This is a genomic window from Sphingomonas sp. 77B (genome assembly GCF_056497825.1).
In genome coordinates, this window is record NZ_JBWMBY010000001.1 from 3595276 (window position 1) to 3608438 (window position 13163).

9 protein-coding genes are annotated in these 13163 nt (G+C 67.2%); 4 read left to right on the forward strand and 5 right to left on the reverse strand.

Annotated elements, in window-relative coordinates:
• Nucleotide 1: 1 nt before the first annotated feature.
• A complete protein-coding gene (locus AC1GI4_RS16910; protein WP_433910239.1) occupies nucleotides 2-1363 on the forward strand; it encodes an FAD/NAD(P)-binding protein in 1362 nt (453 codons plus the stop codon).
• A 105-nt stretch (nucleotides 1364-1468) separates the two neighbouring features.
• On the opposite strand, the gene AC1GI4_RS16915 is transcribed toward AC1GI4_RS16910, so the two are convergent.
• Nucleotides 1469-2986 carry a tryptophan halogenase family protein gene (locus AC1GI4_RS16915; RefSeq protein WP_479630276.1) on the reverse strand — a complete coding sequence of 506 codons (1518 nt, stop codon included), beginning with the start codon at nucleotides 2984-2986 and terminating at the stop codon, nucleotides 1469-1471.
• 228 nt (nucleotides 2987-3214) lie between these two features.
• On the opposite strand from AC1GI4_RS16915, the gene AC1GI4_RS16920 reads away from it, so the two are divergent.
• Nucleotides 3215-5740 carry a TonB-dependent receptor domain-containing protein gene (locus AC1GI4_RS16920; protein WP_479630277.1) on the forward strand — a complete coding sequence of 842 codons (2526 nt, stop codon included), beginning with the start codon at nucleotides 3215-3217 and terminating at the stop codon, nucleotides 5738-5740.
• 63 nt (nucleotides 5741-5803) lie between these two features.
• Nucleotides 5804-6826 (forward strand): LacI family DNA-binding transcriptional regulator, encoded by a 1023-nt coding sequence (locus tag AC1GI4_RS16925; RefSeq protein ID WP_479630278.1) that lies wholly within the window; start codon nucleotides 5804-5806, stop codon nucleotides 6824-6826.
• A gap of 70 nt (nucleotides 6827-6896) precedes the next feature.
• Here the strand turns inward: AC1GI4_RS16925 and AC1GI4_RS16930 are convergent, their stop codons facing one another.
• Entirely contained in the window at nucleotides 6897-7322 is a 426-nt protein-coding gene (locus tag AC1GI4_RS16930; protein WP_479630279.1) for an organic hydroperoxide resistance protein, read from the reverse strand.
• 110 nt (nucleotides 7323-7432) lie between these two features.
• Here AC1GI4_RS16930 and AC1GI4_RS16935 point away from each other — a divergent pair, with 110 nt between their 5' ends.
• Nucleotides 7433-7891 (forward strand): MarR family winged helix-turn-helix transcriptional regulator, encoded by a 459-nt coding sequence (locus AC1GI4_RS16935; protein ID WP_479630280.1) that lies wholly within the window; start codon nucleotides 7433-7435, stop codon nucleotides 7889-7891.
• A 70-nt stretch (nucleotides 7892-7961) separates the two neighbouring features.
• Here AC1GI4_RS16935 and AC1GI4_RS16940 read toward each other — a convergent pair whose 3' ends face one another.
• The 3 genes from AC1GI4_RS16940 to AC1GI4_RS16950 all read right to left on the reverse strand — a co-directional run bounded on the left by AC1GI4_RS16940 (nucleotide 7962) and on the right by AC1GI4_RS16950 (nucleotide 13020).
• Nucleotides 7962-10355, reverse strand: a complete 2394-nt coding sequence (locus AC1GI4_RS16940) for a hypothetical protein (RefSeq protein WP_479630281.1) — start codon at nucleotides 10353-10355, stop codon at nucleotides 7962-7964.
• A gap of 212 nt (nucleotides 10356-10567) precedes the next feature.
• Nucleotides 10568-11431: a glutathione-dependent disulfide-bond oxidoreductase gene (gene yghU, locus AC1GI4_RS16945; RefSeq protein WP_479630282.1), complete on the reverse strand. Its 864-nt coding sequence runs from the start codon at nucleotides 11429-11431 to the stop codon at nucleotides 10568-10570.
• A 74-nt stretch (nucleotides 11432-11505) separates the two neighbouring features.
• Nucleotides 11506-13020 carry an ArnT family glycosyltransferase gene (locus tag AC1GI4_RS16950; RefSeq protein WP_479630283.1) on the reverse strand — a complete coding sequence of 505 codons (1515 nt, stop codon included), beginning with the start codon at nucleotides 13018-13020 and terminating at the stop codon, nucleotides 11506-11508.
• Between the last annotated feature and the right edge of the window lie 143 nt (nucleotides 13021-13163).

Genomic DNA, 13163 nt, shown 5'->3' on the forward strand with positions numbered 1-13163 from the left:
GATGGATGCAGGGATAGATCATGTCGCGATCATCGGCGGCGGCTTTGCGGGCACGTTACTGGCCATCAATCTGGTGCGCCATGGCGGCCCGCGCGCGACATTGATCGAGCGACGGGCGAACCAGCTGGCGCGCGGCGTCGCCTATAGCGCGGCGCATGCCGATCACCTGCTGAACGTGCGGGCTGGCAATATGAGCGCGCTGCGTGACGATCCCGACCATTTCGTCCGCTGGCTGGTCGCGCGCGGGGCGGGGGATGCCAAGACCTTCGTGCCGCGCCGGGTGTACGGCGACTATCTGCGCGACCTGTTGATGGAGACGATCGCGGCGGACCCGGCAAGGCTGACGCTGGCAAGCGGCGAGGTGGTAGCGTTGGAGCAGACCGGACAGGGTTATCGCCTCGCCATGGCCGAGGGGGCGAGCCTGTCGGCGGATGCGGTGGTGCTGGCGCTGGGCAATCTGCCGCCGCACACCCCGCCGGGGATCGATCCCGCGATGCTGGTCGACGGGTGCTATCGCGAGGACCCTTGGGCGGGCGATATCGCCGAGGGGCTGGGCGAGGATGACAGGGTGCTGCTGGTGGGCAGTGGGCTGACCGCGATCGACGCGGCGCTGCTGCTTGACGCCAGCGGGTTTGGCGGGCGGACCATCGCCATTTCCCGCCGGGGGCTGGTCCCGCGCCGCCATGCCGAGACGCCGCCGGTTATCCCGATGCGTGAACGGCCAGCCGCCAGCCTGTCGGCGCTGGTGCGGCATGTGCGCTGCGCGGCGACCGAGCAGGGCTGGCGCGGCGCGGTGGATGCGCTGCGGCCCGTGACGCAGATGATGTGGGGCGCGGCGGACGGCGCGACGCGGGCGCGTTTCCTGCGGCATGTGCGGCCCTATTGGGACGTCCATCGCCACCGCCTCGCGCCCTCCGTCGCCGATCGGGTGGACAGGTTGATGGCGGCCGGACGGCTGTCGGTCGCGGGCGGCAAGCTGGTGCGGGTCGAGCCGGATGGTGCGGGGGCGATTGTCCACTGGCGACCGCGTGGGAGCGATAGCGTGGAGACGCTGCGGGTCGCGAGGATCGTCAACTGCACCGGGCCGCAGGGTGACCTGCTGCGATCGCAGGAGCCGCTCATCCGGCATTTGCTGGATGCGGGCATGATCCGGCCGGACGCGCTGCGCATCGGCCTCGAGGTCGATGCGCAGAGCCATGTCGTGGCGGCGGATGGAAGCGTGGACGACCGCCTCTATTGCATCGGCCCGATGACGCGCGGCGGCCTGTGGGAGGTGGTGGCGGTGCCGGACCTGCGCCAGCAGAACTGGGAATTGGCGCGGCGGCTGGCCCACGCGCAATGGGTCGGCGGCGAGGGGTTGTAACCCGCCCTCACCCTTCCGGCGCTTCGCGCCTCCCTCCCTCTCCCGCTGGGAGAGGGAAGGGGCCCGCCCGCATGAGCGGGTGGGAAGGGTGAGGGTGAATGCGGCCTAAGTGGTCGCCCCGATCTTCCTCAACCAGTCCGCATGGCTCGGCATCGACTCCGCCATCTGTCCGATCGCGCCTGCCAGTTTGCCCACGAACCCACGGCTCTGCGCGATATCGCCATAAGCCAGTAGCGGATCCAGCCCCTCGGGCATGTTGAACTGCCCGATATGTACCGCCGCCCAACTGGCCGGGCCGAACAGGTCCATGTCGCGCGCGACCAGCCGTCCGGCGGCGCGGAAATGGTCGATCTTCATCGCCAGCGTGTCGGGAATATCCATCGCCGCACACTTCCGCCACAAGGCCGAGTCCGTCCGCTCGGTCAGCTTGTAGTGCAGGATCAGGAAGTCGCGGATGCGTTCATATTCGGTGATCGCGACGCGGTTATATTCGGCTATCCCGGCAGGCTCGAATGCTTGCGTGGGGAAATAGGCGAGTAGCTTGGCGATGCCCGCCTGGATCAGGTGGATGCTGGTCGACTCCAGCGGTTCCATGAAGCCGCTCGACAGGCCGATGGCGACGACGTTGCGGTTCCACATCAGCTTGCGCCGCCCGGTGGTGAAGCGCAGGAAACGCGGATCGCCCAGCGCCTGACCGTCTAGGTTCGCCATCAGCGTCGTGGCGGCCTCGTCATCCGAGATGTGTCGGCTGCAATAGACATAGCCATTGCCGGTGCGGTGCTGGAGCGGGATACGCCATTGCCACCCGGCTTCGCGCGCGGTCGAGCGGGTATAGGGCGTCAGCCCGTCGCCCCCGGTTTCGCACGGCACCGCCACCGCGCGGTCGCAGGGCAGCCAGTGGGGCCAGTCCTCATAGCCGGTGCCCAGTGCCTCCTCGATCAAGAGGCCGCGAAAGCCCGAACAGTCGACGAACAGATCGCCCGCCAGCACCCGGCCATCGTCCAGCGTGACCGAGGCGACATGGCCGCGCGCGTCTTCCAGAGTATGGCCCGCGATCTTCCCCTCGACCCGCACCACCCCAAGCGCCTCGGCATAGCGGCGTAGGAACCGCGCATAGAGACCGGCGTCGAAGTGATAGGCATAGTCGAAGGTCGAGGCGACGCTGCGCGGATCGGCCATGGGTTGGGCGAACCGTCCGCGCTTTCCTGCGCCCCAGGCCATGGACAGGTCGTCGAACGCTATGCCGCTATCGGGGCCGCCCGCCGCCAGCCAGTGCTGATGCACTGCGACCAGATCGAAGGATTTGCCATGCGTGCCGAAGGGGTGGAAATAGCGATGCCCCGCGCGCCCCCAGCCGACGAACTCGATGCCCAGCTTGAAGCTGCCCTTGGTCTCGCGCAGGAATTCGGCCTCGTCGATGCCCAGCGTCTGGTTGAACAGGCGGATCGGCGGGATGGTCGCCTCGCCGACGCCGACCGTGCCGATGGCGTCGGACTCGACCAGCGTGATCGCCAGCCCTCGCGGCATCGCATGGGCCAGTGCCGCTGCCGTCATCCAGCCCGCCGTGCCGCCGCCGACGATCACCACCGACCGGATTGCCTCGGTGGACCTGTCGTTCATCATGCCATCCTCTCCATCATTCCCCGCGCTGGCGGAGCCGATCTTTGCCGCACCCTATCATGCAAAGGTTTGCGATCCCATCCGATCCGGGGCACGCATCCTCCTGTGATTTTACGATCACAGTGAACAAAGTTTTATGCAAAGGTTTGCATAATAGCGTTGCAAACGTTTGCGCATGTGATACCCAGAATCCACGACATCCCGGACACCGGGGCGAATCAGGAGAGGGATATGACGACGAGCGTTCTGCGGTCCTGCGGATCGATGGCAGCCTTGGCGATGGCGTTGGCAAGTGCACCGGCCTTTGCGCAGGCGGCCCAGGCTCCGACCCCGGCGACCCAGGAAGGGGTAACTCCTGATGCCGGTGCGTCCAGCGAGGACATCGTCGTCACCGCGACCAGCGGCGAGCGGTCGCGCTTCCGCAGCTCGATCTCGGTATCGCAGGTCAGCCAGGAGGCGATCCAGAACTTCACGCCGCGCTCGACCGCCGAAATCCTGCGCAACATTCCTGGTCTTCAGCCCAGCGACACGGCGGGTCCGGGCGGCAACGCCAATATCGGCGTGCGCGGTATCCCGGTGTCGACGGGCGGTTCGGAATATGTCTCGCTGCAGGAAGACGGCCTGCCCGACGTCCTGTTCGGCGACATCAACTTCGGCAACAACGACTATTGGCTGCGCTTCGACCAGAATATCAAGACGGTCGAGGCGGTGCGCGGCGGTTCGGCCTCGACCTTCGCCAGCCAGGCGCCCGGCGCGGTCATCAACTTCATCAGCAAGACCGGCGACGTGAAGGGCGGCCAGATCGCCTATTCCAACGGCCTGGGCTTTCGCGAGCACCGTATCGATTTCGACTATGGCGGCCCGATCGACGAGACGACGCGCTTCCATGTCGGTGGCTATGCGCGCAACGGCGGCGGCTACACCAACGAGAATTTCAACATCCTGCGCGGCTATCAGATCAAGGCGAACATCACCAAGGATCTGCCCGACAATCGCGGCTTCATCCGCCTGTATTTCAAGCGGCTGGACGAGCAGGCACCGACCAACACCACCACGCCGACGCTGGCTACGCTCGACGGGAACAAGGTGACCGGCTTCTCGCCGCTGCCCAATTTCGACGGGCGGTCGGGATCGGCCTATACGATCTACAACCGCAACTTCCAATATCTGGACTATGACAATGGCGGCGTGAAGACGGCCGAGGTGCAGGGCATCCACCCGCGCGTCACCGGCATCAGCGGCCAGGTGCATTACGACATCACCGACAATATCTCGCTGGACGACACGATCCGTTACCAGTGGATCAGCGGCAACTTCACGACCCAGTTCATCAACGTCCAGACCCGGACGGGCACCGGCGGCCTGATCGGATCGACGGTGAACGGCCAGACGGTGGGCTCGATCCGCTATGCGGCCGGGCCGAACACGGGCCAGCTGTTCACCGGGCCGTACATAAACAACAACCCGAACATCAACGTGTTCATGAAGAACATGGACAATTTCGCCAACAACCTGACGCTGAACGGCAAGTTCGATGTTGGTCCGGGCAAGGCGCGGCTGACCGCCGGTCTGTTCGTGATGCGGCAGAACATCGTTCAGGACTGGCATGTCAACCGTCAGTATAGCGAGCTGAACGGCAATAATGCCGCGCCGCTCGACCTGTTCTCGACCACCGGCACGCAGCTGACCGCCGCGGGCCAGGCCGGGTTCAACGACAATTGGGGCAGCTGCTGCGCGCGCCGGGTCGACCTGACCTACACCGATGTCGCGCCCTTCCTTCAGGCCGGTTATGAGGTCGGCGGGCTGAACCTCGACGCCTCGATCCGCTATGACAGCGTGCATGGAGAGGGCACCGCGCAGGGCGGTGTCGCAGGTCCGACGACCCGCGTGACTGACGCGCTGGGCTCGGCACTGATCCCGTCGCTGGTGCTCAGCCCGAACGCGGAGAAGATCAACTATACCGATGGCTATGTCAGCTGGTCGGTCGGCGCGCTCTATGCCTTTGACAGCAGCACCAGCGTCTTTGCCCGCGCCAGCCGGGGCGGCCGCTTCAACGCTGACCGCCGTGTCCTGTCGGGCAACTTCAATGCGGACGGCTCGCTGAATGCGCAGGGGCAGGCGACTTCGGTCAACTTCCTCAACCAGCAGGAAATCGGCCTGAAGCAGCGCGGTGGCCTGTACGGTGCGTCCTATTCGGTCGAGGTGACGGGCTTCCACTCGACGCTGACCGAGAACAATTACGACTTCACCCGGATCAACAATCCGGCGCCGAACAACAATCCGAACATCTCGAACGGCTATCGCTCCTACGGTATCGAGTTCACCAGCCGCGTGACCTATGGCGACTTCCACCTGGCGGTCGACGCGACCTATGCGAACTCGAAGATCACCAGCAGCGCGACGCCCGGACTGGTCGGCAAGAAGCCCGGCGGCCTGCCCGACTTCCTGTTCGTCGTCTCGCCGTCCTATGACGCGGGTCCGGTCGCGTTCGGCGTCAGCATGAACGGCCAGACGAGCACCAAGTCGGACGACTTCAACCTCTACACGATCAAGGGGTCGACCTTCTTCAACGGCTTCATCACCGTGCGGCCGATGGACAAGCTGGAGCTGGGCCTGAACGCCAACAACATTTTCGACAAGCTGGGCTTCCGTGGCGGCGGTGGCATCTTCCCGGTCCTGTCGGCGACGCAGGGCGTGTTCAACAACACCGCGCTCTATGGACGCACGGTGACGGCTTCGGTTCGCTACCGCTTCTGATCCACTCCCCTTGGGGCGGGTGCCACTTGGCATCCGCCCCGTTTTTCGTTCAGGAGGACGGCCATGACCCAATCGGCTCCGCCCGCCCGAACCCTGAAGGATATTGCCCGGCTGGCGGGCGTGTCGCCCGGCACCGTCAGCCGCGCGCTGGCGGGCAAGAGCGTCGTCAATGCCGAGACGCGGGCGAGGATCGAGGCACTGGCCGCCCAGCATAATTTCCAGATCAACCAGATGGCCCGCCGCCTGCGCGCGCAGCGCACCGGCGTGATCGGTGTCGCCATTCCGCTGGGCCATGAACGGCGGCAGCGCCTATCCGACCCGTTCTTCATGACCCTGCTAGGCCATCTCGCCGACGAACTGGCGGCGCGCGACCATGACGTGATGCTGTCGCGGATCATCCCGGACGACGACGACTGGCTGTCGCGCATCACGCGTTCGGGCATGGTCGACGGCGTGCTCCTGATCGGCCAGTCGGACCAGCTGTCGGTGATCGAGGCGGTGGCGGAGAGCTATCTGCCGCTCGTCGTCTGGGGCAGCACCATGCCGGGACAGCATCACTGCGCGGTCGGCGTCGACAATCGGCTGGGCGGGCGGATGGCGGGGGAGCATCTGATTGCCACGGGCCGCCGCCGCATCGCCTTCATGGGCGAGGTCCGCACGCTGGAACTGGCGCAGCGCCATGCCGGGCTGTGCGAGGCGATGGCCGATGCCGGACTGCCGCCGCCGCACCAGCTGGACGTCGCGCTGGCACCCGAGCTGATGCCCGCCCAGATCGAGGGCAATCTGGCACGGATGGAGCGGGAAGGGCAGGCGGTCGACGGCATCGTCGCCGCATCCGACATGATCGCGATGGCGACGATGGCGGCGCTGGTCGCCGGAGGACGGTCGGTGCCCGGCGATGTCGCGGTCACGGGCTTCGACGACCTGCCGCTGGCCGAGCGCGCCATTCCGCGACTGACCACGATCCGCCAGGATCTGGAGGCGGGGGCCAAGGCGATGGTCCAGGCGCTGTTCGCACGGCTGGACGGGACCGCCGCACCGGGCCTGGAAATGCCGCCGCGCCTGATCGTCCGCGATTCCGCCTGACAAAAAGATCGGCGCGGTCTTGAGGGAGATCAGACCGCGCCGACAAGGTTCAGGGAGTTCGAGGTAGAGGTCAGGCCAGCGTCAGGCCGACATCCACATTGCCGCGCGTGGCGTTCGAATACGGGCAGATCTGATGCGCGGCCTCGACCAGCTTCTCGGCCTCGGCACGATCAACGCCCGGCAGCTCGACGGTCAGGTCGGCGGTGATGCCGAACCCGCCCGCCGCGCGGGGACCGATGCCGACCTTGGCCGACACGGCGACATTATCGGGGACCTTTACCTTCAGCTGTTGGCCCGCGACCTTCAGCGCGCCGATGAAGCACGCCGAATAGCCCGCCGCGAACAGCTGTTCCGGGTTGGTGCCGTCGCCGCCAGCACCGCCCAGTTCCTTCGGCGTCGACAGCTTGACGTCGAGCGTGCCGTCCTGGCTGGCGGCATGGCCGTCACGACCGCCGGTGGCGCGGGCCTGGGTCTGGTACTTCACGTCGATCGTCACGGTGTATGCTCCAATAATTGTTATCGCGATACATATATGGGGCAGGCCAGCGGGCTTGTCCAGCACGTCTTTTATCGCGATATGCATTTTGCTCTTAGAGGAGATGGCGAATGTCGGCCCCATGGCCGCTCGACGAACAGCTGTGCTTTGCGGTCTATGCCGCGAACATGGCGATCCAGCGCAGTTACAAGCCGATGCTCGACCAGCTCGGCCTGACCTATCCGCAATATCTCGCGCTGCATGTACTGTGGGAGGAGGACGGGCGGACGATCGGCGCGATCGCCCAGCGTCTGTCGCTCGAGTCCAGCACGGTGACGCCGCTGGTCAAGCGGCTGGAGGCCGCCGGGCTGCTGGTGCGCGAGCGCGATCCTCAGGACGAACGACAGGTGCGGGTGAGACTGACGTCGGGCGGCCGTGACATGCGCGATCGCTGCGGCTGCCTGGGCGAAGAACTGATTGCCCGATCCGGCATGGCGGTCGACGATCTGAAGGCGCTGAAGGCCGAGGTCCATGCGCTGCGCCACGCGCTCGAACGGAGAGAGGGCGCGCAGGGGGACGGCGGCGCATGACCTTGGACTTCGCTCGGGCGGAACGGGGTCTCGGATTACGCAAAGTCCCCCGTTGAGCCGGAGCCGATCCCTACGGCTTCTGTGCCAAGGTAAACACCACCCCCGGCGCGTCGCGCAGCGTCACGTATAGCAACCCGTTCTGCCCCTGCGGCACCGTCAACCGCGCCGCCGTAAACCCCGGCGGAACGCTGACCGCCCCCGTCATGTCGGCATTCGCCGCGACCCGGTCGATCAGGAACAGGTCGCGCCCCGTCATCTGGCACCCGTCGGCGGCGCACGTCATCGCATCGATCCCAGGCAGCCGGACCAGCGTCGCGAGCGGGCTCCAGTCGCCCTTGATCGCCCCGCGCACGATCCGGTAGCGCAAGGGCCCCGCCGCCGCCGGACCCAGCCGTGCCGGATCGAGCGTCGCCACCGCGATGTCGGGCGAGGACAGCCGCACATCGCGCCCGCCCTCCAGCGACACCGAGGCGCTGCCATCGGCGGTCCCGACCTCGATCGCGTCGGTCGGGGCCAGCCGCGTGCCATCGGCCGCACGCACCGAGAAGGTCAGGCGGCTGTTGTCGGGCAGGATCGTCTCGTCCTTGCTGGCCAGCGTCACCGGGCCCGCCGCTGCCTTGGGCGTCAGGCTGCGCGCGATCAGCGTCGCGGCGGGACGCGGCGGCGCAGGCGTGATCGGCACCGACAGGGTTCGTCCATCGGTCAGCCTGATCTTCGCGCTCGTCCCCATGGGCTGGCGGCCATCCGCGGCGGTGACGACCAGCCGGTCGGTGTCGCCCTCGCGGGTCAGGCCATCGGGCGAGAGGCGGACATCGCCGATCTCGACCCCGGCGATCTCGTCCAGCCGCTGCCCGGACAATGTGGCGAAGCGGTCGCCCTTGGCCAGTGTCACCGCGTCGACCCGGCTGGCGGGGGAGAAGGCGCGCAGGGCCACGGTGCGAGGGGCGGCGTCGCCGACCTGCTGCACCTCCAGCGTCACCTCGCCCGCCCGCGCCGATTTCAGCGGCAGGGTGACGGTGATCCCGTCCGCCCCGCGCAGGGTGAAGGGCACGGCTTGCGGCGCGCCTCCACCGCTGCGCATGGTCACGGCGGTTACGCAAGCCGCGGCGGGGCCGGTCAGCGCAACGCTGTTGTCGCGGCCGACGACCAGGCTCTGCCCGCTATCGTCGGCACGCCAGTCGCCGCTGCCGGGAAATTGCAGGGTGAAGCTCGGCCCCTCGAAACGGTCGAAGCCCCAGTCACCGTGCAGCTTGGCCGAAACCTTGCCGGACAGCGCGCCCGCGGGCAGCGGCTCGGTCAGGACATAGCCGCCGCGATCGGCCCGCGCGCGGACAGGCAGGTCGATTCGCTTGCCGTCGGCGGTGGTGATCGACACCATCATGTTGCGCGCAAACGCGGTCGAGTAGATTAGCGGCGCGCCCTCGACCGGCAGGACCAGGCCCGGCCGCGCGCCGCACAGCGGCACGTCGGCGGTGACGCGCAGGCGTGGCGGGCTGACCGCGTCGATCGCGGGCATGGCGGCCACCAGCACCGACTTGGGCTTGGCGAAGGAGGGGGCGGCGTTGAGCAGCAGCGACATCCGGTCCCCGTCGCGCGTCGCGAGCGTGGGCAGATAGCCGAATTGCGGATTGCCGAACGCGCCGAACACGCGCGCGATATCGCGTATGACGCCGATATAGGGGCTGTAATAGCCCAGTCCCGCCTCACGAGTATAGCTGACCTGCAGGGCCAGATCGGTCGGTGCACCGATCAACGTATCGGTCATCGAGCTGCTATGGATATCGGCGAGGACCAGATTATCCTGGTTTTCGAGCAGACAGGCCGCCTGCAACTCGATCACCTTGGCCAGGCAGTCGGGGTTCAGCTTGATCGCCAGGCTGTTGGACAAGGCGGGGGCGAGGGTGCGCAGGAATTCGGGATGGCTGTTCTCCTGCGCGCGGATCGCGGCGACGAAGGCGTTCAGCCGCGACCGATCGAGCGAGGCCTGATTCAGGTCCTGCACCGCGCGGACGAACTCGCCCGGCCGGTCGCGCACCGCATCGACGATGGTGCCCGACGCGCCGCCCGTCTCGGGCACCAGGAACAGCGCCATCTGCCGCGCGCCCTTGGGCACGGTCAGGGCCAGGCGGCGATCCTTGTCCTTGGGCTTCCAGGTCTCGGCCGATTGCACCCAGTCCTTGGGCGGCGGGTTGGTCGCTCCGCTGAGGAAGGCGGAGAAGAGGATATAGCGTGCCCGCTGGTCGCGGGGCAGGTCCGCCTCGATCGTCAGCGTGTCGCCGGTGGCGAGATTGGGCACCGCGGCGATCGGCAGAGTCCGGTCGCCGCGCGTGACCGAGATGCGCAGGCCCGGCCCCGGCAGGTCGAACGGGGCGGGATCGGCAGCGCAGAGCGGGCTTTCGACCAAGGCGGCCGCCGCGAGCGCCAGCGCCATCAGCGGGCGTGGGAAAGAGAGGCGAGGGAGCATGGCAGGGACTTAAGGCGCAGACGGCGGCGGGGATCAAGCCGTTCGCGGCAGATGACATGCGGGCGTCACGTTCGAATCCTCCCCGCTTGCGGGGAGGGGGACCGCCGCGAAGCGGTGGTGGAGGGGGAGTGCGGTAAGCCACGCCCTGTGCGGAAATCCCCCTCCGTCAGGCCTTTGGCCTGCCACCTCCCCGCGAGCGGGGAGGATTTCGGTTAGCCCAGCTTGTCGGCGGTCTTCGTCTCGAAATCGCTGGCGTCATGGCGTTCGCGGAGCTGCTCGGATGGCTCGCCGAAGGTGCGGTTGACCATCCGCCCGCGCTTCACGGCGGGACGCGCATCGATCTCACGCGCCCAACGCAGGACATGGGTGTATTCCTGCACCTGCAAGAACTCGGCGGCGTCATAGAGGCGTCCGAGCACCAGCTGCCCGTACCAGGGCCAGATCGCCATGTCGGCGATGCTATATTCGTCGCCCGCGACGAAGGCGTTATGCTCCAGCTGGCGGTTCAGCACGTCGAGCTGGCGCTTGGCCTCCATCGCATAGCGGTTGATCGCATATTCGATCTTCACCGGCGCGTAGGCGTAGAAATGGCCGAAACCGCCGCCCAGGAACGGCGCGCTGCCCATCTGCCAGAACAGCCAGGATAGGACGCGTGCCTTGGCCGCCGGTTCGGTGGGCAGGAACGCGCCGAAGCTCTCCGCCAGATGGGTCATGATCGCGCCGGATTCGAAGATGGCGAGCGGCTCGGGCCCACGCCGATCGACCAGCGCCGGGATCTTGGAATTGGGATTGATCGCGACGAAGCCGCTGCCGAACTGATCGCCATCGGAAATGCTGATCAGCCAGGCGTCATATTCCGCGTCCGCATGACCGGCGGCGAGCAGTTCCTCCAGCAGGATCGTGACCTTCACCCCATTGGGCGTGCCCATCGAATAGAGCTGAAGCGGATGCTTGCCGACCGGCAGCGCCTTGTCGTGCGTGGCGCCTGCGACCGGGCGATTGATCGCGGCGAAGCGTCCGCCGCTCTCCTTGTCCCAGGTCCAGATCGCGGGTGGGGTATAGGCGTCGTCGCTCATGGCTCTTGGCTCCAGCTTTGTCCGGTGCGGGAGATGGGCGGGGGCGATGGCGAAAACAATCGCGACCGTGCCTTTTATTTCGCTGGCGGAATGCGCAGGTCGCGACGGACGTACAGCAGCTCATGCCGCTCCTCGCGCGGGATCGCCATGACCAGCCGATAGTCGCGCGCCAAAGCCCCGGAAACCTGGGCCTGCGTGGCGGCGTTCCAAGGCGAGAAGGGGTCGTCCATCGTCACGATCGCCGGGGGGCGTCTCGCCAGGATGCGGGCAACCTCGGCGCTTTCGTCGATCCCGATCGCACCGCGCTCGGCCTCATAAGCGAGCGAGGAGGGGAAGGCATAGGCGGTCGGGATGCAGCCGCCCGACAGATGATAGAGGCTGGAGTCGCCTGCAAAGACATAGGGGCATTCACGAGCGTCGACCGCCGCCATCACCTTGGCCATGCGGCGGATGCCGTCGCCCTCGCCGGGGTCGTTGGTCGCGGCGTGGAAGACGAACAGTCCGGCCCCGATCGCGAAGACCGCAGCCACCACGCGGCGGCGCAGCGCGAAGGCGGGTGCGGCGGCCAGCGCGAGCGGCGCGACCAGCGGCAGGGCGTAATGGTCAAAAAACGCGCCGATCATTGCAAAGGCGATCAGCGCGAAGCCGAGCCAGATGCGGGTCAATGTCAGCGCCGGATGCTTCGGACCCTTGCGCCAAGCATAGACCGCGCAGGCGACCAGCGGCAGCAACTGTCCCCCGATCCCCGCCAGCCGCCCGATGATCTTGGCCGCCGGATAGCCGCGCCGCAGCGTGATGGACGTGAAGTTGGCGAACCAGAAGGCATCGAACCCCGCCGCATCGCCCTGCCAGAAATACAGGACGACCAGCGCGGTCGGCAGCAGCCCCAGCGTCATCCAGGCCAAGGCCGCCAGCCCGACGATCAGGATGTTCGCCCGCGCCCGCCAAAGATACCAGAGGTGCGCCAGCCCGAAGAACGCTCCCTCGACCAGCGGGGTGTATTTGATCTGGATCGCGATTCCCGCCAGCAGGCAGGCGATGGCGCCGCTGACGACGATCGCGCCGACCGCGCGCCGCTCGGCCAGGCGCGGCAGCTCCAGCGTCAGCACGGCGGCGGCGGTCATCGCCAGATTGTAGAAGACCGGCGATTGGCCGCTCCCGCCGCTGAGCAGGGGCAACCACAGGATATAGGCCGCTCCCGCCGCCAGCCCGGCCGGGAAGCCGAGGCCCATGCGCCGCGCGGCCAGCCAGATCAGCCATCCGGTCGCCGCCGTGCAGGCGGTGCCGACCAGCTGATAGGCCAGGAAGCCGTCGCCGGGCAGCAGCCGGAACCCGGCGAACAGCAGGAACAGCCCCGGCGGCTTGCGATCCCACAGGTCGATATACAGGCGTGCCCCGTGCAGGATGCGGTCGCCGACCAGCAGATAATATTGCTCGTCGACATGCGCGACCGGGTTCCCGAAGTCGCGCATCCGGGTCAGCACCGCAAAGGCCAGTAGCATCAGCGCCCCGCCGATCGGCCGGTTCAGAAACAGCTTCAGGCCATGCGGCATCGAATAAGCGGGGCGGGCGGGCGTCATTTCCGTCATCACGAACCCTGTTGGAGGAGGGCGACGGGCGGAGCAAAGTCCGGCGGACCCAGCCCGGTGCAGGGCCGTCCATGTCATCGACACCGGGGCTTTCGCAAAGAAAATCGACATGGTTCCCGGCCGAGTGAAAATATTTTCAGCCA